Raw genomic sequence first — 21,357 nt, forward strand, 5'->3', positions numbered from 1 at the left:
GCGTGTGCCTAGCCAACCAGGGTGAGCACACCGTCCACGCGACGCGGGATACCAAGCGGGTTGGCGTCGTGCAGGGCTGGGTGCAGCACGCTCTCAGGCGCATCCTGGTAGGCCACCGGGCGCTGGAAACGGCGCACAGCGGTGGCACCCACTGAGGTGAACAACGACGTCGTGGCCGGGTACGGGCCACCGTGCTGTTGTGCCCAGTTCACGGTGACACCGGTAGGCCAGCCATCGAACAGGACCCGGCCGGCCAGGGTGCTGAGCTGCTCTACCAAGCCGGAGACATCCTCGCCGGGCTGGGCATGCACCGTGCCGGTGAGGCTCCCCGGCACCTTCGCGAGGGCTGCCGACAGCTCCTCTTGGTTCGCATATTCGATGAGCAGGGTGGTGGGGCCGAAGCACTCTTCCAGCAGTTCATCCGGTCGTTCCAGTACATTGGCGGCACTGGTGGAGAACACCACGGGCGCGGCACCGTCGGCCAGGCTGTCCTGCTGGACCGTGCCACTGACGACGGCGACACCCGGTTGGTCTGCGACGCTGCGCAGCCCATCCGGGTAAGCCTCGGCGATGCGCTCGGTAAGCATGGCAGCCGTGGGCTTGTCCTTGCTCGCCTCGGCCAGTTGTGACGCAAAATCGGTCCCTGCAGGGATAAAGACCAGTCCGGGCTTGGTGCAGAACTGGCCCGCGCCCATGGTGAAGGAACCGGCCAAGCCCGCAGCGAGCTGCTGGCCACGCTCGGCCAAGGCATCCGCGGTGATGACCACCGGGTTCAGGCTGCCCAGCTCACCGTAGAACGGGATGGGTTCCGGGCGGGACGTGGCGAGGTCGAACAGTGCCCGGCCACCGGGAATGGAGCCGGTGAATCCCACCGCTTTGATGGCCGGATCCTGGACGAGGGCTGTTCCGGCCTCGCGGCCACTGACCAGTGCGAAGATGCCGTCCGGGGCCCCGGCCTTGGCCAGGGCTTCCGTGACGATCTCCGCGGTACGCTCGCTCAGGCGCAAGTGACCTGAGTGGGCCTTGACGATCACCGGGCAGCCGACGGCCAGTGCGGACGCGGTGTCGCCTCCCGCCACGGAGAAGGCGAACGGAAAGTTCGACGCCGAGAACACCGCCACCGGTCCGATCGGACGCAGGATGCGGCGAAGGTCGGGCTTGGGCGGGGTGGCCGTCGGGTCTGCGTGATCGATGACGGCCTCAAGGTAGGAGCCCTCGGTGATCACTGTGGCGAACAACCTGAGCTGTCCACTGGTCCTCGCTACCTCGCCGGTGAGCCGGACGGTGCCCAGGCTCGTCTCGGAATCTGCGATGGCCACCAGCTCGGTGACGTTGGCGTCCAAAGCGTCGGCGACGGCGGTCAGCCAGGCCGCGCGTTCGGCGTCACTTGCCGTTGAGGTCACCTTGAACGCTGCGGTTGCGGCGTCCGTGATGGCGGTCAGGTCAAGAGTTGCTGTACTCAATGCGGTTTCCTTTGCTTTCAGTGGCTGGCACTTTTAGGTGCTGCGAATGCTGCCCGGCGAAGTCGAAGCCGAGCCCGATGCGGCCGGCACTGCTGAGCCTGCTGTTGTGGAGACGTACCGGGGAGGGCCCGGCGAGGATCCCGAGTTGACCGAACGAGGCGTCCTCCACGTCCTCCACGCTCACGGCTTCGGCCAGGGTGAGGGCCAGCTGTCCGGAAAGCTCCGGGAGCAGGTGTGGGGCCACCCTGATGCTGTTGGCCCTGGCCAGTTCGACAATCCTGCGGAACGGGGTAATGCCACCCACCCGGACAATGTTGGGCTGGATGATGTCTACCGCTTCGGCTTCGATGAAGTCGCGGAAGCGGTAGATGGTGTGGACGTTCTCGCCCAGGGCGATGGGCACCGGTGACTGCTTGCGCAGGCGGCGGTAGGCCCAGAGGTCGTCGGCGCGGATCGGTTCTTCCAGCCATTCCAGTCCGTACTCCCCCAACACATCCAAGGCACGGAAGGTATGGGCCAGGTCCCAACGCTGGTTGGCGTCAATCATGAGCAAGCGGTCCGGGCCAATGACCTTCCGAACGGCGGCGACGCGCTCAGCGTCTTCCCTCAGTTCGGGTTTGCCCACCTTGATCTTCACCGCGTTGTGCCCGGCGGCAACCCAGCGGTGCGCTTGCTCCACGAGTTGCTCCACGGTGTAGTGCAGGTTCACTCCGGAGCCATAAACCTCCACCGATTCCCGGCGTTGGCCCAGGAGACCGGTGACAGAGGTCCCTGTCTGCCGCGCTTTCAGGTCCCACAGGGCCAGGTCCACACCGGCCATGGCGATGGTGGTCAGGCCGCCACCGCCGGCTTCGTGCAGCCGCTTCCACAGCTGATCCCAGACCATGTCCGCGTTCGCTTCCAAAGCAACGATGAACGGTGCGATGTCGTGGTCCAGGAGGGCCTTGACCGCCTGGGGACCGATGGTAGGTGTCCACGAGAAACCATGGCCCGTGCCGCCGTCGTCCGTAGTCAGTTCGGTGACGATCACGTGGTTCTCTGGCGCCTCTGCACCCCAGCTGCGCAGCAGCGGGACCGTGATCAGCCGGGTGGCCAGGCCCGTGATGCGGGCCGCCATCAGCTGCCGGCCAGCTCGTGGCCCTTGGCCAGGATGGACTTGAGCTCCAGGAGCTGTTCCTCGGAGGGGTCAACCAGCGGCGGGCGGACGGGGCCGACCGGCAATCCGGCAAGGCGAAGTCCGGCCTTGATGAGGGAGACGCCGAAGCCCGGAGTCTGGTCACGGAGACGGACCAGCGGCGCATAGAAGCCCTCGAGCAACGCGTGGCGTCGTTCTTCGTCACCGGAAACGTAGGCGTCGTAATAGGCCTTGGCGATCTCCGGTGCCATGGCGAAAGCGGCCGAGGAGTACAGGGGAATGCCGAGACCCCGGTAGGCGCCCTGGGTAAGTTCGGCCGTCAGCAGGCCGTTGAAGAGTGCGAAGTCCTTGCGTCCGCTCGCGTTGATGGCCGAGACGATTTCCTGGGCCAAGCCGACGTCGCCGATTCCGTCCTTGAAGCCAACCACCTTCGGGTTGGCGGTCAGGCGGGTGATGGCTTCGGCAGTGAATTTGGCGGTGCCGCGGTGGTACACGATCACCGGAAGGCTACTCGCGGCGGCGATGGCTTCGACGTACGCCACCACGCCATCGGTGGGCCCGGTGACCAGGTACGGCGGGAGCACCAGGAGCGCATCCGCACCGGCTTCCTCGGCCACCTTCGCGGCGGCGATGGCGTGGCCCAGCGGACCACCGGCACCGGAAACTACCGGCACGGCACCTGCAACGGCCTCGACGGCGGCAGTGACCACCGTGCCGATCTCGTCAAGGGAGAGCGCATGGAATTCGCCGGTGCCGCAGGCCGGGAAAACGCCGCCCGGGCCGAAGGGAAGACGGGAGGTAATGTGCTCTTTCAGCAAGGCCACGTCTACGGTGCCGTCTTCAGCGAAGGGAGTGACGGGGAAGAACAGTACGCCGTCGAAGTTCATGGTGTCTCCTTGGTTGCTCCCGCCGGGACCAGGCCGGCGTGGATCTCGTCATTGAGTGCTGCTTGTTCGGATGCTGCGGTGTCCGGCCCCTCGTAGGGCGGAGTGAGTTCGGTCCGCCACGTGCGCTTGGGCTCCCAGCCGAGGAGTTCGCGGGCCTTGTCGATCGAGAACGCCGGGCTGGTCCCGGTAAGGTCTTCGGTCAACGGGCCGCTGCCGGGGAGGAAGCGTGGGAAGAGCTCTGCGAGGGGCGCGGTGGCCAACGCATCCTTCGCGCCAACAAAGAACACCTCGCCGTTGGGGATCGAGTCCATCTTGTCCAGAAGCACGTCCAGGAAGTCGGCCACGTCCCGGGCATCCACGTAGTTGAACTGCGCGGGCGCCGAGAGGGCGGGATTGTCCAGGCGTTCGCGGACAGTGTGCCCCTGCTGCGTCAGGGCACCTTCCCACTCTTCGGGGGAAATCACATAGCACGGACGGAAGGCCGCATACCTGACCTTCTCGCCCTGGGCGGCCGCAAACATCTGTACGGTTTGTTCGGCGATCAGCTTGGACAGCGCATAGGCGTTCCATGGCTTGGGCGGCGTCTGCTCGTCCAAAGGGAACGACGGCGGCAGCCATCCGGCCGGTGAGCCGTAGCCCAGGGCGGTGGGACTGCTTGCCGTGACGATCTTCGGAACACCTGCGTCGGTGGCTGCGCTGATGACCGCGTACGCGAGCCGGGTGTTGGTGCTGAAGATGACGTCCTCTGGTGCGCTGAAAGGTACGGCAATAGCAGCGAGGTGGATCACGGCGTCGGGCGCTGTTTCGCGGATGAGGCGTTCCGCCTCCCCCGGCGCCAGCAAGTCTGCGGTGTATTGCTCAGCGCCAGCCGGTAGATGCTCCGCCCGGACGGCGTCCCGGTCAACTGAGATCACCGTGTGGCCGGCTTCGACGAGGCCGGCCACAACGCTGCGGCCAAGCCGGCCGGAACCGCCGGTGACGAATATCCTGCTCATTCTTTGTCCTTGCGTGGGTAGTGAACCGGTCAGCCCTGGCTACGGCTGAGGTCGGCGCCGAGGCCAAGTTCGCTGATGCGGACGGGAAGGTCGGTCTCAAGGGACTGGTTGCCGGCGATGCCCACCGACACGGAGCGGAGTCCGTCGATGTAGCCGGACGGGCGGCCCAGCGGGTCAATGCCGGGGCCGTTGAAGAGGTCGGAGAGCAGGAGGTTGTCGCCGCCGCCGTGGCCCCCTTCGCCGTTGATGATCGGGACTTCGTAGGCCGCTTCCCAGTGCCGCTGGACCACCAGGCGTTCGCCGTTGCGGCGCACAGCGTCCTCTTCCTCGATCGGTGTGGCGCTCGGGTCCACCACGGTCTTCTTGTCGGTGCTGGATTCGACGGCGGCGCGTTCCACCACCTCAAGCTCAGCCCGGCCCTCGGTGCCGTTGACGGTGACGCGGTAGCCTTCCCACGGGCTGTGGGCGTTCAGCGAGTAGCTCAGCGTGGGTCCACCCTGGTAGTCCACCACCAGCGCGAGGTTGTCCTCAATGGTGATTCCTTCGGTGAAGACGTCCTGGTCGCGGAGGTAGCCGTCGAACTTCTCGTTGTCGTAATACAAAGCCTTCAGGCGCTCGTCCTCGCGCATGTCCAGCCGGAAGGGATCGTGCTCAAGGCCATCAACGGTGCCGCGCTCCGGACGGGCTCCCAAGCCACGCTCTGCTGCGTTCTTGTCGCCGTAAAAGCGCAGGCCACCGGAGGCAAAAACGCGCTCCGGAACATCGTTGATCCACCAGTTGACCAGGTCAAAGTGGTGCGAAGCCTTGTGGATGAGCAGGCCACCGGAGTTCTTCTTTTCACGGTGCCAGCGGCGGAAGTAGTCAGCGCCGTGCACCGTGTCCAGGACCCAGCTGAAGTCAATGGAGGTGACTTTGCCGATCACGCCGTTCTGGATGACTTCCTTCAGCGCACTGTTGCGCGGCGAGTAGCGGTAGTTGAAGGTAACCACAACGTTGCGGCCGGTCTTGGCCACGGCCTCAGTAATACGGCGGCAACCCTCGACGTCGATGGTCAGGGGCTTTTCAACCACGACGTCGGCGCCCGCCTCGAGTGCCTCCACAATGTAGTCCGCGTGGGTGTAGTCGGGCGTAGTGACGATGACGCGCTCGATGCCGTTGGCTTGGATGAAGCTGGTGAGCTGTCCGGGCTCGAAGGAAGCCACTGGCTCTGTGCCGCCGAGCTCCTTGATGAGGTCCTGGTAGAACTGCACGCGGCCCTGGTTGACGTCGGATAGGGCAATAAGTTCAGCGACGTCCGCGTGCTGCCCGTAGATGGCCCGGATGTACATCTCGGAGCGGCCTCCGGTGCCGATGAGGGCAATCCGGGTTCGCTGGGGGCTTTCGTCCTGGACTGTAGTTGCGCCAGGTGCGGTCTGGGTCTCGGCTGAGTCGACGTTGACCATGTGGATGCCCCTTTCAAAGAGCAGGAGTGAACCGCTTGACGGCCCGGCTTCGTATGGGAAGAATCATGAGAAAGCGTTTTCTCAGAGCGTTATAAGCTTTGTATCAAGACTCTGGTGGTCACGTCAACCATTGCTCCAACGACGGAGCAAACGGGAGGCGGCCAATGGGAAGGGGCCACATGGCACGCAGGAACACCAACAGGCGCGTCGGGATCGCCGACGTCGCGGAGAAGGCGGGCGTCTCGCACGCCACCGTGTCACGCGTCATGAACGGTAACGCTGCCGTGGACCCTGGAATTGCCGCGCGCGTCCGGGCCGCCGCGGCCGAACTGAAGTACCAACCAAACCCGGTAGGCCGCAGCCTTGCGCTGGGCAAGACAGACACCATCGGCATTGTGGTTCCGGACCTGGCCAACCCCACATTCCAGGCCATCCTTCGCGGGCTCAGCATCGCAGCCGCGCAGGACGGGTATCGCGTCCTCATCGCCGACTCCTCCGAAGTCACCAGCGAGGAAGCGATCCTTGCCGGCGAGGCCCGGCGGCGCTGCGACGGCGTGGTCCTCTGCGCACCCCGAATGTCGGATGCCGAACTTGAGGAACTCGCTCCCACCCTGCATCCGCTGGTACTCATCAACCGAACCACCGTGGCCACCAATACGCCCAGTTTGAGCGTGGACTACGGCCAAGGGATCCAGGAATTGGCCCAGCATTTGGTCTCCCTGGGCCACCAACGCCTGGCGTTCCTCTCCGGCCCCGAGCACAGCGCCTCAAACCGCCAACGCCTGGCAGGGCTTGACCAGTTCCGCACCGGGCACCCGGACATAGAACTGCAAATGCTCGACGGCGGCTCCAACTTCGATTCCGGCCACGAATCCACCGAAGCCATCATCGCCAGCGGTGCCACGGGAATTTTGGCCTTTAACGACCTCGTTGCCATGGGGCTGCTCAGCGGCCTCCACGAACGCGGAGTGCGCGTGCCCGAAGACATCTCCGTGACCGGCTTCGATGACATCCCGTTCGCGAAATACACCACTCCCCCACTGACCACGGCAGCGGTGCCCATCAACGAGCTCGGAAGCCTGGCTTGGCGGCGCATGCGCGAACAGATCCAACAAGCCGGGGAGGCTGCCACCCAGGCGCAGGATGAGTTCTCGCCCAGGATGGAGATCCGCAAGAGTACCGCGGCTCCCGCCCTCAAGCCCGCGAGCTGACACTAAATGACAATGTTCGACGCGAACATTGTCATTGAGTGTCACTTCGGCGAGGGGTTGTTGCCCACTCCGGCCTCTTTGTAGAAGCCCTGGATGTGGGCCGCCACAAGCCGGGCTGCCGTGCCGCCGTCGTTGTTGTTCACGGCGTTCAGGATGGCGCGATGTTCGGCGCGAAGCCTGGTGGAAGTCGCGTTCCAGTCGGGCAGGTTTTCCGTCAAAGTGCTTGCGTAGTTCTCGATTGCGCCCCTCAGCGAGGCCATCATGGCGCTGACCACCGAGTTGCCCGCAGCCTGGGCTAGCGCCACGTGGAACCGGGCGTCGAGTGCAAGGAACGTGTCGATGTCCGAGGCCTCATCCATTTGGTCCAGCAGCGCGGCAGCTTCCTCCAAAGCGGGAACGCCGACCTGGGCCCGTTCGGCCGCCCAGGATTCCAGCAGCACGCGGGTCTCCACGATGTCGGCCACCGGAAGGTGGCGGGTAGCCACATGCAGCCGGAGGGTTGAGCCCAGGGCGGACCCCGGCTCCGCGATCACCACCGTCCCGGCATCCTTGCCCGAACCCACGCCAGCGCGGACCACCCCCATTGCCTCTAGGATCCTCACGGCCTCCCGCACGGATGTCCGCGAAACCTGGAGCTGCTCGGCCATGGCACGCTCGCCCGGGAGCCGGCCTCCGAGGGTGAGGTCTCCGTCAGACAGCTGCTTCTCGATCCACTGCAGGACCAACTCGTGGGTACGCATATCCGAAATACTAGTTGATGTGGTCCAACCACATGGATTACAGTGTGGTTAGACCACAGACTTTCAAGGGAGAACCTCATGACCGAGACACTGGATCCCAAGCTCACGGCCGCCCCCGCCAACGCCGGCAGCGACGAAAACGTGACCCGACCACCCCAGCCGCGGCCCGCCGTCGTGCAGCCGCCTGCCCTCAAGCGGCGCATCCCCAAGGTCTCCGACCTGGCGCCGCTGATGCAGTTCAAGAAGCCGGAGTTCAGCAAAGCCGCACGCCTCAAGCGCGCCAGCACCATCTGGGAACTGCGAGAAATCGCCAAGCGCCGCACTCCGCAGGCACCCTTCGACTACACGGACGGAGCGGCTGAAGAAGAAATCACCCTGCGCAGGGCCCGCCAAGCCTTCCAGGACATCGAGTTCCGGCCGGGCATCCTGCGCGATGTATCGAGGATCGATCTCCGCACCGACATCCTGGGCCAGGAATCGCGCCTCCCGTTCGGCATCGCGCCCACCGGTTTTACCCGCATGATGCAGTCAGAAGGCGAATACGCCGGCTCGCAGGCAGCCGAGGCCGCAGGCATTCCCTACACCCTGTCCACCATGGGTACCGCGTCCATCGAAGACGTCGCCACTGCCGCGCCGAACGGCCGAAACTGGTTCCAGTTGTACCTGTGGACGGACCGCGACCGCTCGCTGGAACTCATTGAGCGGGCTGCGAAGGCCGGAAACGATACCCTCATGGTCACCGTGGACACGGCAGTTGCCGGAGCCCGCCTGCGCGATGTCCGCAACGGCATGACCATCCCGCCGGCATTGACCCTGAAGACCGTGCTTGACGCGTCCTACCGTCCGGCCTGGTGGTTCAACTTCCTCACGCACGAGCCCCTGACGTTTGCCTCGCTCTCCCGCTACACGGGCACGGTGGCGGACCTCATCAACTCCATGTTCGATCCCACCCTGACCTATGAGGACCTCGACTGGCTGCGGGAAACCTGGAAGGGCAAGCTGGTGGTCAAGGGCATCCAGACGCTCGAAGACGCCCGCCGCGTGGTTGACCATGGCGCCGATGGCATCATCCTGTCCAACCATGGCGGCCGCCAACTGGACCGCGCCCCAATCCCCTTCCACCTGCTGCCGGAGGTCACGTCGGCGCTGAAGGCCGACAACAGCCAGGCCGCGGTCATCCTGGACACGGGCATCATGAGTGGCGCAGACATCGTGGCAGCCCTGGCCTTGGGCGCGGACTTCGCCCTGATTGGCCGCGCCTACCTCTACGGCCTCATGGCCGGAGGCCGCGAAGGCGTGGACCGGACCATCCAGATCCTCGAAAAGGACATGACCCGCACCATGGCACTACTGGGCGTCAGCAAGGTGGCCGACCTGAACCCGGACCACGTGCGGCTGCTCCAGCGTTAGCCGCACCCAACCAGGGGCGCTAGATCAGGCCCTGCGCCAGCATCGCGTCGGCTACCTTGACGAAGCCGCCGATGTTGGCGCCCACCACGTAGTTTCCGGGCGCACCATATTCGTCGGCCGTTGCCGCGCAACGGTCGTAGATGCCCACCATAATCTCGGTCAGGCGCTGTTCAGTGTGCTCAAAGGACCACGAGTCGCGGCTGGCGTTCTGCTGCATTTCCAGTGCAGAGGTGGCCACGCCACCGGCGTTGGCAGCCTTACCCGGGCCGAAGAGGATCCCGGCCTCCTGGAAGACCGACACGGCCGAGCGGGTGGAGGGCATGTTGGCGCCTTCAGCCACCGCGATGAGTCCGTTGCTGACCAGCTTGGCGGCAGCATCGCCGTCGAGCTCGTTCTGCGTGGCGCACGGCAAAGCAACGGTGCCGGTAACATCCCACACGGAATCGCCGGCCACGTGGTTGGAGCCGGGGCGGCGGGCGGCGTAATCGGTCAGGCGGCCCCGCTCGACTTCCTTGACCTGGCTCAACAGCGCGACGTCGATCCCGGCTTCGTCCACGATGTAACCGGCGGAGTCGGAACAGGCCACCACAGTGGCACCGAGGGATTGTGCCTTGGCGATCGCGTGGATCGCGACGTTGCCCGAACCGGAGACCACAACGCGCTGGCCATCGAAGGATAGTCCGCGGGTCTTGAGCATCTCCTGGGCGAAGATCACCGTGCCGTAGCCCGTGGCTTCGGGCCGGACCAGGGAGCCGCCCCAGGAGATGCCCTTGCCCGTAAGTACGCCGGATTCGTACCGGTTGGTGATGCGCTTGTACTGCCCAAAGAGGTAGCCGATTTCTCTGCCGCCCACACCAATATCGCCGGCGGGAACGTCGGTGTATTCGCCGATGTGGCGGTACAACTCGGTCATGAAGGACTGGCAGAAGCGCATGATTTCAGCATCGGAACGCCCACGGGGATCGAAATCCGAGCCGCCCTTGCCTCCCCCGATCGGCATGCCAGTGAGTGCGTTCTTGAAGATCTGCTCGAAGCCGAGGAACTTGACGATTCCCAAGTACACGGACGGGTGGAAGCGGAGGCCGCCCTTGTAGGGACCCAGCGCGGAGTTGAACTCGACCCGGAAGCCACGGTTCACGTGCACGCGGCCGGCATCGTCGGTCCACGGAACGCGGAAGATGATCTGGCGTTCAGGCTCGCACAGCCGCTCCAGGACAGCGCCCTCAAGGAACTCAGGGTGACGGTCGTGCACAGGACCGAGGCTTTCAAAGACCTCAATGACGGCCTGGTGGAATTCCTTCTCCCCCGGGTTCCGCGCCAACACGGTGTCCCGGACAGCCTCGAGCCTTGAATCCATGCGTCTTCCTATCCTCAGTACGCCGGCCAGCGGCGGGACGATCAGTCCCGCTCATGGTTGCACCCGAGGAGGCGGGATCTCCATCCGGGGCGTATATGACCCTCAGGGAGGAGTTAACACAACTGTAGAAAATCGTTGAAAACACAAGGAAACCGGAAGTGAACATAGGCTCACAATGTGAGCGGAATCACTTTGGCGTGAGTCCTATTACCGCTTGCGACCGAATTTGGGCAGGTTGGGGAGGTTCGGGAGATTGGCGAGGAGGTCGGCGGCTTTCGTCGCAGCCCGCCCGACAGTACGGCCAATCTGTTGAGGAACGGTGTCGTCGGACGTCGGGTCCAGGGAAACCGGAGCCGCACTGGCGTGGACTTTCACGGCCTGGCCGACTGCGTCCGTGCGGGTAGGGGCCTCTTCAGGGGCGGCGTCCGGCGCAGCGGCGGCCACCTCGGTGGAAGGCGCGACGGCGGCCGGAGCCGCGGGTCCGACGTCGAACGTTTCCAGCCAACTCACCACACCGGCGAGCGGCTTGGGATTCAGGGCGTAAAACCGCTTCTGGCCCTGGGCGCGCATGCTGACGAGGTCCGCCTCGCGGAGCACTTTCAAATGCTTGGAGATAGTGGGCTGGCTTGCAGCCAGTTCTTCCACCAGTTCGCCTACAGCTTTATCCCCAGAGCGGAGGGAGACCAGGATGTCGCGCCTGGTTGCCTCAGCTATGACGGCAAATACGTCGTCAGTCACCATGCCTCCCACACTAGCGACATATACGCCAAAAGGCATCCCTATGTCGTTGTGATGCGGCCTGCAAAACGCGTTGCCGCGCGGGCGCTGCGCGCTGCCCCGCCGGGGATCAATCGAACCAGGGGTCCAGTCCGTACAACGGGAAAATCTCCTTGCGGGTGGCGATGACCGTCCGATCAACATCATCGGCCGGGTCGTAGCCGACCTCCCACGAGCGCCACCACACGTCGACGTCGTCGCCCATCTTCTCCGGCGCCCAAACTCCATACGTTTCCTTCACGTATGTGCGCCATGCGTCGGGGACGGGCGCGCTCAGCGGGACCGGCCGTTGGGTCACCATGCCGATCAGGTGGCTCCACGCCCTGGGCACCACACCCGTAACGTCGTAACCGCCTCCACCGGTGGCGATCCAGCGGTTGTCGCAGTAGCGGGCAGCGAGGCTCCCGACGGCGGATGCGGCCTCGCGCTGTCCGTCGACGCTGAGGGTAAGGTGCGTCAGGGGGTCGTCCCGGTGCGAATCGCAGCCGTGCTGGCTCACGATCACTTCGGGTTTGAACGCCCCCACCAATTGGGGCACCACCGCGTGGAAGGCCCGCAACCAGGCAGCGTCACCGGTGAATGTGGGAAGGGCAACATTGACCGCCGTTCCGGGTGCCTCCGGGCCGCCGGTCTCGTTGGCGAATCCTGTCCCGGGGAAAAGTGTCAGGCCGGTTTCGTGGAGCGAGATGGTCATGACCCGGGGGTCGTTCCAGAAGATGCTCTGCGTCCCGTCGCCGTGATGCGCATCCACGTCGATGCTGACGATCCGCTGCACCCCGCCGTCGAGCAATCGTTGGATAGCCATGGCGACATCGTTATAGACACAGAATCCGCTGGCCCGCTCCCGGGCCGCATGGTGCATGCCGCCGCTGAAGTTCACGGCCCGAACGGCGCGACCGGACAGGATGGTGTCCGCCGCCAGCAGGGAACCGCCGGCAAGGCGCGCGCTGGCTTCATGCATACCGGCAAACGCGGGATCATCCTCGGTGCCAAGGCCGCGGCTCTCCTCGGGGCGGGTGGGGTCCGCGGAGACGCGGCGTACAGCGTCCACATACTCGCGGCTGTGAACACTGTAAAGCTCGACGTCGGTGGCCACCGCGGGTGCCTCGACGGCCACGTGCTGGTGGTCGAAGAGCCCCAGGGAACCCGCCAGCCGCGCCGTCAGCTCGAGCCGTTGCGGCGCCATGGGATGGCCGGGGCCGAAGTTGTAGGCGGTCATGGCTGGGTCCCACACCACCGTCGTTGGCAGTGCGGAGCGCGTAATGCTGGAAACAGTTGTTCCAAGCCCGGAGTTCATCCAGAACAGGCTACCTGAGGCTGGCGGGGCCCAACGCCCGGTTACGCCGCAGGAATAGTGGTTTACTACTCAGGAAAGCTTGTTTCAACCGAGGAAGAGCGCCATGTCTCAAAGCCAGTCGCGGTCCACCAGCCCGACCAACTGGCAACCCAACCAGCCGGAGCGGGAAGGTCTGTGGATCTTCACCCGAGTGCGCGACTTCATCGACAACATTGCCAACACCTCACCGGCCCGACTGGCGCTGACCGTGTTCGCGGTGGTGATCCTGGTCTTCACGGGTTTGCTGTCCCTGCCCGCCGCTTCGACCAGCGGAACTGTCACACCCTTGCACCAAGCCATGTTCACCGCGGTGTCCAGCGTTTGCGTCACCGGGCTGACCGTGGTTTCCACCGCAGCCCACTGGACGTTCTTTGGGCAGCTGGTCATCCTGGTTGGAATCTTCGTTGGTGGCTTGGGCACCCTGACCCTCGCCTCGCTCCTGGCCCTGATGGTCAGCAAGCGGCTGGGCGTACGCGGCAAACTCATCGCGCAGGAAGCCATGAACAACGCGGGCCGCCTCGGTGAAGTGGGTACCCTCCTCCGGATCGTCATTGTGACGTCCGTGGTCATTGAGGGAGCCCTGGCGTTGGCCTTGATCCCGCGCTTCATTATGCTCGGCGAAGATTTCTGGCAGGCCGTCTGGCATGGCGTCTTCTATTCGATTTCTTCCTTCAACAACGCCGGTTTCACGCCACACTCCGACGGCATCGTTCCCTACGAGACCGACCTCTGGATCCTCATTCCCCTCATGCTGGGCGTGTTCCTTGGCAGCCTGGGCTTCCCCGTGGTGATGGTTTTGCAGCAGAACGGGCTCAACTGGAAGAAGTGGAACCTCCACACCAAGCTGACCATCCAGGTCTCCTTCATCCTGCTGGCGGCCGGGACAGTTCTCTGGGGCCTCATGGAATGGGACAACGTGCGGACCATCGCCAACATGAACCTCGGCGACAAGATCACCCATTCGCTGTTTGCCTCCGTCATGACCCGCTCCGGTGGCTTCAACCTGGTGGACCAGAACCACATGGAATCCACCACCATGCTCCTCACCGATGCCCTCATGTTCGCAGGCGGCGGCTCAGCTTCCACCGCGGGCGGCATCAAGGTGACCACGATTGCGGTCATGTTCCTCGCCATCATGGCCGAAGCCCGCGGCGACGCCGACGTGAAGGTCTACGGCCGGACCATTCCCCAAGGAACCATGCGGGTGGCCATCTCCGTGATCGTCGCAGGTGCCACCCTGGTATCCGTGGCAGCCTTCCTGCTGCTCTCCATCAGCGGTGCCTCGCTGGACAGGGTGCTTTTTGAATCCATCTCAGCCTTTGCCACCGTGGGACTGAGCACCAACCTCAGTGCCGAGCTGCCGCCGTCGGGCGTTTACGTCCTCACTGCGCTGATGTTCGCCGGACGCGTCGGCACCGTTACCCTTGCCGCCGGGCTGGCCTTGCGCCAGCGCAGCCAGTTGTTCCACTACCCGGAAGAGAGGCCAATCATTGGCTAGTACAACGGGGGCCGCCAACCGCCCCGCCCACAACGCCCCAGTGCTGGTCATCGGTTTGGGCCGGTTCGGTTCCGCTACGGCCGAACAACTGGTCAAGCAAGGCCGCGAAGTCCTGGCGATCGAGCGCGACAGGACCCTCGTCCAGAAATGGGCACCCGTGCTCACGCATGTGGTCGAAGCCGACGCCACCAACATCGATGCCCTGCGCCAACTCGGCGCACAGGAGTTCAGCTCTGCCGTAGTGGGTGTGGGCACGTCCATTGAATCCTCGGTGTTGATCACCGTGAACCTGGTGGACCTGGGCATTCAGCACCTGTGGGTCAAGGCCATTACACCTTCACACGGCAAGATCCTGACCCGGATCGGCGCCAACCACGTGATCTACCCCGAAGCCGACGCCGGAGTACGCGCCGCCCACCTGGTGTCCGGCCGCATGCTGGACTTCATCGAGTTCGACGACGACTACGCGATCGTCAAGATGTACCCGCCCAAGGAAACAGTGGGCTTCACCCTGGAAGAATCCAAGGTCCGCTCCAAGTACGGCGTGACCATTGTGGGCGTCAAAACCCCGGGCGAAGACTTTACCTATGCCCGGCCGGAAACCAAAGTGTCCGGCCACGACATGTTGATCGTGTCCGGACACGTGGACTTGCTGGAGCGCTTCGCCGCGCGTCCCTAGGAATCAGCCGAGCTGCTTGGTGATCTCTGCCGCCCGGGCTGCTGCGGCGCGGGCACCGTCGGCGATGATCTTGGGGATGCCGCCGTCGTCAAAAGCCATGATGGCCCGCTCGGTGGTGCCGTTGGGGCTGGTCACAGCAACCCTCAGCTGCGTGGGGTCCGCGCCTGGCTCAGCCAACATGAAGCCGGCGCCGGCCACTGTTTCGCGGGCCAGCATGACGGACAGCTCCCGGTCCAGGCCCAGCTCGACGCCGGCTGCAGCCATGGCCTCCGCCAGGTAGAACGCGTAGGCGGGTCCGGAACCGCTGATGGCCGAGAGCGCGTCAACCTGCTCTTCGGGGATTTCCACCACCGTGCCGGCCCCGGCCAGGGCCTTCTTGGCCTGCTCCAGTTGCTCCGGGGTGCAATGCGTCCCGGGCGATACGGAGACAACGCCACGGCCCAGCCTGGCAGGCGTGTTGGGCATCGTGCGGATGACCGGCTGCCCCTCAGGCAGAGCGGCTTCGAGTTGTGCAATGGAGACAGCCGCAGCGACGCTGACCACCAAGGTGTCCTTCGCCAGTGCCGGGCTGATCTCGCGGGCAAGGTCCAGGATGCCAACCGGTTTGACGCCCAGAATGACCATTCCGGCGCCTTTGGTGGCCACTTTGTTGTTATCCGGGTCTTCTTCGCCGGCGATGGCCATGACGCCATGGCGCTGGGCCAACTCGTCCGCGCGCTCCGCCCGGCGGACAGTGGCAACAATGTCGGACGGGTCCGCCCCCGCGGCCAGGAGACCGCCCAGGATTGCCTCGTTCATGGATCCACAGCCAAGGAATGCGATTCGGTTGCTCATTGCTCCATCATTGCAGTTGGCATCCGACGGGGTCTAACGGGTTGAACATTCCCAGCTTGCTCCCAAGGTTATTGCAGGCAGCACTCATGCTCGGTGCCTAACGTAGTTATTACCTCATTGAGGGTGCGAGTGATGAGGCGGGCATGGGGATGTCCGCCACAAGCACCGGTGGCCGGGCGGGTTTTCCCCCATTTCCCGATTCGGCCGCCGGTGCTTTCGCTTTTAAGCAGCAGAATCCCGCCCTCGTCCGTCTGCCGGGCCGTAGTACGGCGGGGCTGGCGAACAAGAACGGGAAAGCCCGACGCCGTTACTGGTCGGAGCTGCGCACCAGAGGAACGCTGAGGTGCTGCCGGGCGAAGCGCAGGGTTTCCGCCAACATCTCCTCGCGCTCCCCCGCTACCTTTGCTTTACGGGTGGAAATCTCGGCCACCACCACGCCGTCGAATCCGGAAGCCGCCAAATACTGCAGCGAATCCGCGCACTGCTGCGTGCCCATGCCCGGCACCAGGTGTTCGTCCTTCCCGGAGCCCGACCCATCGGTCAAGTGCACGTGGCGCAGCTTGCTTCCCAGTGCCTTGATGGCTTCCAGACTGTTGGCCCCGGCAGTGGCAGCATGCGAGAAGTCCCACGTGACGTCGTCGTAATCCTGGCCCAGCGGGTCCCAGTGCGGCAGGTACGCCACAGCTTCACGGCCGCGCACCCGCCATGGGTACATGTTCTCCACGGCGATCCGCACCTGGTACGTTTCGGCCATTTCCCGGACGCCCTCCACGAAGTTCTCCGCGTAATTGGACTGCCAGCGGAAAGGCGGGTGGACCACCACGGTGTCGCAATCAACCTCCGCTGCCATCTGGCACGATTTCTCGATCTTGCTCCACGCCGAACCCCAGACCTGCTGCGTCAACAACAGGGTGGGTGCGTGGATGGAAACGATTTTCTGGTGATAACGGTGGCTCAGCTGGATGAGGGCGTCGGGGTTTTGGCTCACCGCGTTGTTGGTGACCATCACCTCCACGCCCTCGTACCCCAGGTCCTGGGCCACGGCAAAGGCGTCGTGGACGCTCAGCGGATAAACGGACGCACTGGACAGCGCCACCGGGATCTGGCGGTCATTCACTTCAGGTTCGACGTCGTTACTCATCTCAGGAGGCCAGCCCGCCTGCCACAGGGGCTGGGATGGGTGATGGGGATGGTGTGTTTACCGGGACCGGGAATTCCTTGACCGGGTGAGGCTCGTCAATGTCCGTGGTCTTGCCACTTTCTTTGGACTTCTTCTTGGATTTGTCCTTCTTGCGCTTGCCCACGTGCGGCGCAGGATCCAGGGCGTCCTCGAACACCAGCTGGTCCAGGCGGCGAAGGATCAGGCCTTCGCGCAGGGCCCAGGGGCAGATCACCATGCTGGGGAACTCAAAGAGCTCCAAGGCCGCCTCTGCAACCAGGGCGCCGGCCAACAACTGGGGTGCCCGGGCGTCCGATACTCCGGGAAGGTACAGCCTGTCCTCCACCGTCATGGCCGAAATGCGTTGCGCCCACAGCCCCAGATCAGCCGCATGCAGTTCGCGTTTCACATAGGGGCCGGCCGCGCTGGGCGCTGCTCCCGCGATCCGTGCCAGTGAACGGAACGTCTTGGACGTGCCGGCCACCAGGTTGGCCCGCCCGAGGTCGTCGAATTGACGGACCACCGGTTTCAACGTGGAACGGATATAGCGCCGCAGCTCCTTGACGCTCTTGGCAGTGGGGGGATCGTCATGGAGCCAATCGCGCGTCAGGCGGCTGGCGCCCAACGGGACGGACGTGGCGAATTCAGGGAGCTCGTCTGTTCCATATGCCATTTCAAACGAACCGCCGCCGATGTCCAGGTCCAGGATGGGCCCAGCGCCCCAACCGTACCAGCGGCGAACAGCGAAGAACGTCATGGACGCTTCCTCGCTGCCCGTGAGTTCCTGCAGGGTCACGGTGGTCTCGTGTTTGACCCTTGCCAGGACCTCCGGACCGTTCGTGGCCTCGCGGATGGCGGAGGTACAGAAGGCCAGGAGGTCCTCGGCCTTGTGCGTGGCGGCGAACTCCCAGGCCTCCAGGACGAACTCAATGAGCTCATGCTGTCCGGCATCGGTGATGTTTCCGTCGCCGTCGAGGTATTGCACCAATGACAGGGGGCGCTTATGGGAAGCGAAAGCTACCGGGCGCGCGCCGGGATGAGCATCCACCAGCAGGAGATGGACGGTGTTGGACCCGATGTCGAGAACGCCAAGACGCATTCTGCCATTATTCCCCGATTCGAAGGCCGCAAAGCAATTTGTGGACGTCGTTTCGCATTCGGGGATCTGGTTGGCCGCTATTCGGTGGGCTCGCCGGCTTCATCAGCGCGCTTGAAGTCGCGGCGGATGTTCGCGATGCCTTCTGGATCGATTTCGAAGCCAAACTCGCTGCCAGGGTTGATGACCATGCCCAGCTCATCACCGATGTTGCCGAGAATGGCTGAACCCATGGTGCCCAGGACGTGCGGGGCTGCTTCAAGGAAGCGTTCGTCGACGCGGCTGGGGTGGCTGAACACCGCCAGGACGGGCTGGCCGTCAGCGTTGGACAGCACCAGTGGCTCCACCGAGGAATCAGGGCCGTCCACGGCTTCCGAGCTGACGAGGTAAACCTCGTTGTTCAGGAAGGCGAGGATGACGTCCACCGGGTTAGCGTCCGGTTGTTCGGCCATGGCGAGCTTCGCCTCAAGGTCGTTCAAGGGTTCGTTGTCCGGGGAAACGGTCTGTTCAGTCATGGTTCTACTCGACCACGATGCCGGCCGGGACGCAATTCGCTCATACTGTCCCGGCCGTCGCAGTTGTTACTTCTTGGCTGCGGCCTTACGTGCCGGCGCCTTCCGGGTGGTGGTCCGCTTGACCGGACCCTTGGCCCGCTTTTCAGCCAAAAGCTCGACGGCGCGCTCCCGGGTCAGTTCCTCAAGGGACGTTGAGCGCGGGACCGTAATGTTCGTGACGCCGTCGGTGATGTAGGGCCCGAAACGGCCTTCCTTCACCACGATGTTCTTCTCCGACACCGGGTCAGGACCGAACTCGGCAAGAGGCGGCACGGCTGCCCGTGCGCCACGTTGTTTGGGCTGCGAGTAGATTTCCAGTGCCTGTTCCAGGGTGATCGTGAAGATTTCCTCTTCCGATCCAATGGAACGTGAGTCGGTACCCTTTTTCAGGTAGGGACCAAAACGGCCGTTCTGAACGGTGATGGGGTTGCCGTCGGCGTCCTCGCCCAGGACCCGGGGAAGGCTCATGAGCTGCAGGGCCTCGTCCAGGGTGACAGTGTCCACTGTCATGGACTTGAACAGCGAACCTGTGCGGGGCTTGGCCTTTACGGGCTTCTTCGGCGGCTTGGGCTTGCCGTTCTTGTAGTACTCCACGGGCTGGTTGGCCAGTTGTTCCTCGGTCATCTCGGGGATGATCTCGGTGACGTACGCGCCGTAGCGCCCGTTCTTTGCCACAATCGTGTGGCCGGTGTGCGGATCCGTGCCCAGGACGCGTTCCTCCGGGGCTGCCGTTTCCATGAGCTCTTTGGCTTTGGCTGCGGTGAGCTCGTCCGGAGCCAGTTCCTCAGGAACATTCGCCCTGGCGGACTCCACTACTTCGCCGGTCTTCTCATCCACGGTGGGAATGGAGCTTTCCAGGTACGGCCCGAACTTGCCCACCCGCAGCGTGATGCCCTCTGCGATCGGCACCGAGTTGATCTCGCGGGCATCGATTTCACCGAGGTTGTTCACGATGCTCAACAGGCCGGGATCAGCGTCTTCGCCGTAGTAGAAGTGCTTAAGCCAGGCGGTTCCTGCGGCCTGGCCATTGGCGATCTTGTCCAGGTCGCCTTCCATGTCCGCCGTGAACTCATAGTCCACATAATCGGTGAAGTGCTGCTCCAGCAAGCGGATCACAGAGAACGCAATCCAGCTCGGGACCAAGGCGGAGCCCTGCTTCCGGACATAGCCGCGGTCCTGGATGGTGGAGATGGTGGAGGCGTAGGTAGAAGGCCGTCCGATGCCCCGCTTTTCCAGCTCCGCAGTCAGTGACGCTTCGGTGTAGCGCGGCGGCGGTGAGGTTTCGTGGCCCACGGCCAGGATGTCCGAGGCGGTCAGGGCGTCACCCTTGGCGACGTTCGGCAGGCGCCGGGCCTCATCGGAGTCGTCGTCTCCGCGGCTTTCGTCCTTGCCCTCTTCGTAGGCGGCCAGGAAGCCGGGGAAGGTGATGACCGTGCCGGAGGCGGAGAATTCTGCGTCCCTGCCGTCAGCTGCAACCGCACCGAGGCGGATCGTGGCCGTGGAGCCCTTCGCATCGGCCATCTGGGAGGCAACAGTGCGCTTCCAGATGAGCTCGTACAGGCGGAACTCGTCACCACTGAGTTGCTTGGCAACCTGGGCCGGAGTCCGGAAGGAGTCACCGGCAGGTCGGATGGCTTCGTGCGCTTCCTGGGCGTTGGCGGCCTTGTTGGCATAGACGCGGGGGCTCTGCGGCACGTACTCGGGGCCGTAAAGCTCAGCTGCCTGGCGCCGGGACGCTGTCAGGGCTTCGTCGCTCAAAGCCGACGAATCCGTACGCATATAAGTGATGTAGCCGTTTTCATACAGGCGCTGGGCAACCTGCATGGTGCTCTTGGACGAGAAGCGCAGTTTACGGCCGGCTTCCTGCTGCAAGGTGGACGTGGTGAACGGCGCGGCCGGCCTGCGGGTATACGGCTTGGTATCTACCGAACGAACACGGAAGTCCGCGTTTTCCAGGCCGGATGCCAGTGTCGTGGCGAGTTCCTCGTTGAGGTGCACCACATTGGAGGAGGTGAGTTGGCCGTTGTCATTGAAGTCACGGCCACTGGCTACCTTTGAGCCATCCACTGCGGCGAGCTTGGCCTTGAAAGAGCCGGAATCCGCACCGAACTGACCAGTGAGGTCCCAGTACGACGCCGCACGGAAGGCCATGCGTTCACGTTCGCGGTCAACCACCATGCGGGTGACCACGGACTGCACACGTCCGGCCGAAAGCCCGCGGGCCACCTTGCGCCACAGGACCGGGGAGATTTCGTAGCCGTAGAGGCGGTCAAGGATTCGACGCGTCTCCTGGGCATCCACCAAAGCCGTATCGACGTCGCGCAGGTTGTCCATGGCGCGGTGGATGGCTTCCTTGGTGATTTCGCCGAAGGTCATGCGGTAAACGGGAACCTTGGGCTTCAGGACCTCCAGGAGGTGCCACGCGATGGCTTCGCCTTCGCGGTCCCCATCGGTTGCGAGGTAAAGCGCGTCAGCGTCTTTCAGCTGCGCCTTGAGCTCTGCGACCTTTTTCTTCTTGTCCGGGGAAACAACGTAGTACGGCTTGAAGTCGTTTTCGACGTCGACGGCGAACTTGCCCAGCGAGGTCTTCTTCAGTTCTGCAGGCAGGTCAGAGGGCTGCGGGAGGTCACGGATATGGCCTATCGAAGCCTCGACGATGAAGCCCTCGCCAAGGTACTTGGCGATGGTCTTGCTTTTGGCTGGAGACTCCACAATCACGAGTTTCTTGCCGGGTTTTGCCTTGCTGGGCACGGTGCTCCTACAGAAAAAATGTGTCATTGGGCT

18 protein-coding genes are annotated in these 21,357 nt (G+C 64.1%); 4 read left to right on the plus strand and 14 right to left on the minus strand.

Features of this window, described 5'->3' with window-relative positions:
* Window positions 1-8: 8 nt before the first annotated feature.
* The 5 genes from ABHM97_RS17290 to ABHM97_RS17310 are packed head-to-tail and all read right to left on the minus strand — an operon-like array spanning window position 9 to window position 5,922.
* A complete protein-coding gene (locus ABHM97_RS17290) occupies window positions 9-1,463 on the minus strand; it encodes an aldehyde dehydrogenase (NADP(+)) (RefSeq protein ID WP_349471652.1) in 1,455 nt (484 codons plus the stop codon).
* Window positions 1,444-2,580 (minus strand): mandelate racemase/muconate lactonizing enzyme family protein, encoded by a 1,137-nt coding sequence (locus ABHM97_RS17295; protein WP_349471653.1) that lies wholly within the window; start codon window positions 2,578-2,580, stop codon window positions 1,444-1,446. The genes ABHM97_RS17290 and ABHM97_RS17295 overlap by 20 nt, the downstream gene beginning before the upstream one ends.
* Window positions 2,580-3,485, minus strand: a complete 906-nt coding sequence (locus tag ABHM97_RS17300) for a 5-dehydro-4-deoxyglucarate dehydratase (RefSeq protein ID WP_349471654.1) — start codon at window positions 3,483-3,485, stop codon at window positions 2,580-2,582. Before ABHM97_RS17300 ends, ABHM97_RS17295 begins: the two co-directional genes overlap by 1 nt.
* Window positions 3,482-4,480: an NAD-dependent epimerase/dehydratase family protein gene (locus ABHM97_RS17305; protein ID WP_349471655.1), complete on the minus strand. Its 999-nt coding sequence runs from the start codon at window positions 4,478-4,480 to the stop codon at window positions 3,482-3,484. The genes ABHM97_RS17300 and ABHM97_RS17305 overlap by 4 nt, the downstream gene beginning before the upstream one ends.
* A 29-nt stretch (window positions 4,481-4,509) precedes the next feature.
* On the minus strand, window positions 4,510-5,922 hold the full coding sequence (locus tag ABHM97_RS17310) for a Gfo/Idh/MocA family protein (protein ID WP_257370908.1): 1,413 nt from the start codon (window positions 5,920-5,922) through the stop codon (window positions 4,510-4,512).
* A gap of 179 nt (window positions 5,923-6,101) precedes the next feature.
* Here ABHM97_RS17310 and ABHM97_RS17315 point away from each other — a divergent pair, with 179 nt between their 5' ends.
* Window positions 6,102-7,133: a LacI family DNA-binding transcriptional regulator gene (locus tag ABHM97_RS17315; protein WP_257370909.1), complete on the plus strand. Its 1,032-nt coding sequence runs from the start codon at window positions 6,102-6,104 to the stop codon at window positions 7,131-7,133.
* 41 nt (window positions 7,134-7,174) lie between these two features.
* Here the strand turns inward: ABHM97_RS17315 and ABHM97_RS17320 are convergent, their stop codons facing one another.
* Entirely contained in the window at window positions 7,175-7,873 is a 699-nt protein-coding gene (locus ABHM97_RS17320; RefSeq protein ID WP_235517388.1) for a FadR/GntR family transcriptional regulator, read from the minus strand.
* 78 nt (window positions 7,874-7,951) lie between these two features.
* Here ABHM97_RS17320 and ABHM97_RS17325 point away from each other — a divergent pair, with 78 nt between their 5' ends.
* Window positions 7,952-9,283 (plus strand): alpha-hydroxy acid oxidase, encoded by a 1,332-nt coding sequence (locus ABHM97_RS17325; protein WP_349471656.1) that lies wholly within the window; start codon window positions 7,952-7,954, stop codon window positions 9,281-9,283.
* Between the two features lie 19 nt (window positions 9,284-9,302).
* Here the strand turns inward: ABHM97_RS17325 and gdhA are convergent, their stop codons facing one another.
* The 3 genes from gdhA to ABHM97_RS17340 all read right to left on the minus strand — a co-directional run bounded on the left by gdhA (window position 9,303) and on the right by ABHM97_RS17340 (window position 12,714).
* A complete protein-coding gene (gene gdhA / locus ABHM97_RS17330; protein WP_349471657.1) occupies window positions 9,303-10,640 on the minus strand; it encodes an NADP-specific glutamate dehydrogenase in 1,338 nt (445 codons plus the stop codon).
* 207 nt (window positions 10,641-10,847) lie between these two features.
* Window positions 10,848-11,381: an ArsR/SmtB family transcription factor gene (locus tag ABHM97_RS17335; protein WP_349471658.1), complete on the minus strand. Its 534-nt coding sequence runs from the start codon at window positions 11,379-11,381 to the stop codon at window positions 10,848-10,850.
* 106 nt (window positions 11,382-11,487) lie between these two features.
* Entirely contained in the window at window positions 11,488-12,714 is a 1,227-nt protein-coding gene (locus ABHM97_RS17340; RefSeq protein WP_349471659.1) for an acetoin utilization protein AcuC, read from the minus strand.
* 103 nt (window positions 12,715-12,817) lie between these two features.
* On the opposite strand from ABHM97_RS17340, the gene ABHM97_RS17345 reads away from it, so the two are divergent.
* The gene (locus tag ABHM97_RS17345; RefSeq protein ID WP_235517392.1) at window positions 12,818-14,251 is read left to right on the plus strand and encodes a TrkH family potassium uptake protein; all 1,434 of its coding nucleotides are present in this window, start codon (window positions 12,818-12,820) and stop codon (window positions 14,249-14,251) included.
* Between the two features lie 40 nt (window positions 14,252-14,291).
* Complete coding sequence (locus ABHM97_RS17350) at window positions 14,292-14,930, plus strand: potassium channel family protein (protein WP_011775951.1); 639 nt, start codon at window positions 14,292-14,294, stop codon at window positions 14,928-14,930.
* A gap of 3 nt (window positions 14,931-14,933) precedes the next feature.
* Here the strand turns inward: ABHM97_RS17350 and proC are convergent, their stop codons facing one another.
* The 5 genes from proC to topA form a co-directional block, all read right to left on the minus strand.
* Window positions 14,934-15,764 carry a pyrroline-5-carboxylate reductase gene (proC, locus tag ABHM97_RS17355; protein ID WP_235517393.1) on the minus strand — a complete coding sequence of 277 codons (831 nt, stop codon included), beginning with the start codon at window positions 15,762-15,764 and terminating at the stop codon, window positions 14,934-14,936.
* Between the two features lie 307 nt (window positions 15,765-16,071).
* Window positions 16,072-16,905: a sugar phosphate isomerase/epimerase family protein gene (locus tag ABHM97_RS17360; RefSeq protein WP_235517394.1), complete on the minus strand. Its 834-nt coding sequence runs from the start codon at window positions 16,903-16,905 to the stop codon at window positions 16,072-16,074.
* Between the two features lies 1 nt (window position 16,906).
* On the minus strand, window positions 16,907-18,022 hold the full coding sequence (locus ABHM97_RS17365) for a Ppx/GppA phosphatase family protein (RefSeq protein ID WP_235517395.1): 1,116 nt from the start codon (window positions 18,020-18,022) through the stop codon (window positions 16,907-16,909).
* Between the two features lie 77 nt (window positions 18,023-18,099).
* Window positions 18,100-18,534, minus strand: a complete 435-nt coding sequence (locus ABHM97_RS17370) for an SseB family protein (RefSeq protein ID WP_235517396.1) — start codon at window positions 18,532-18,534, stop codon at window positions 18,100-18,102.
* A 66-nt stretch (window positions 18,535-18,600) separates the two neighbouring features.
* A complete protein-coding gene (gene topA / locus ABHM97_RS17375; protein WP_349471660.1) occupies window positions 18,601-21,324 on the minus strand; it encodes a type I DNA topoisomerase in 2,724 nt (907 codons plus the stop codon).
* Window positions 21,325-21,357 lie beyond the last annotated feature (33 nt).

The sequence above is a fragment of the Paenarthrobacter sp. CAP02 genome (assembly GCF_040137855.1).
GTDB lineage: Bacteria > Actinomycetota > Actinomycetes > Actinomycetales > Micrococcaceae > Arthrobacter.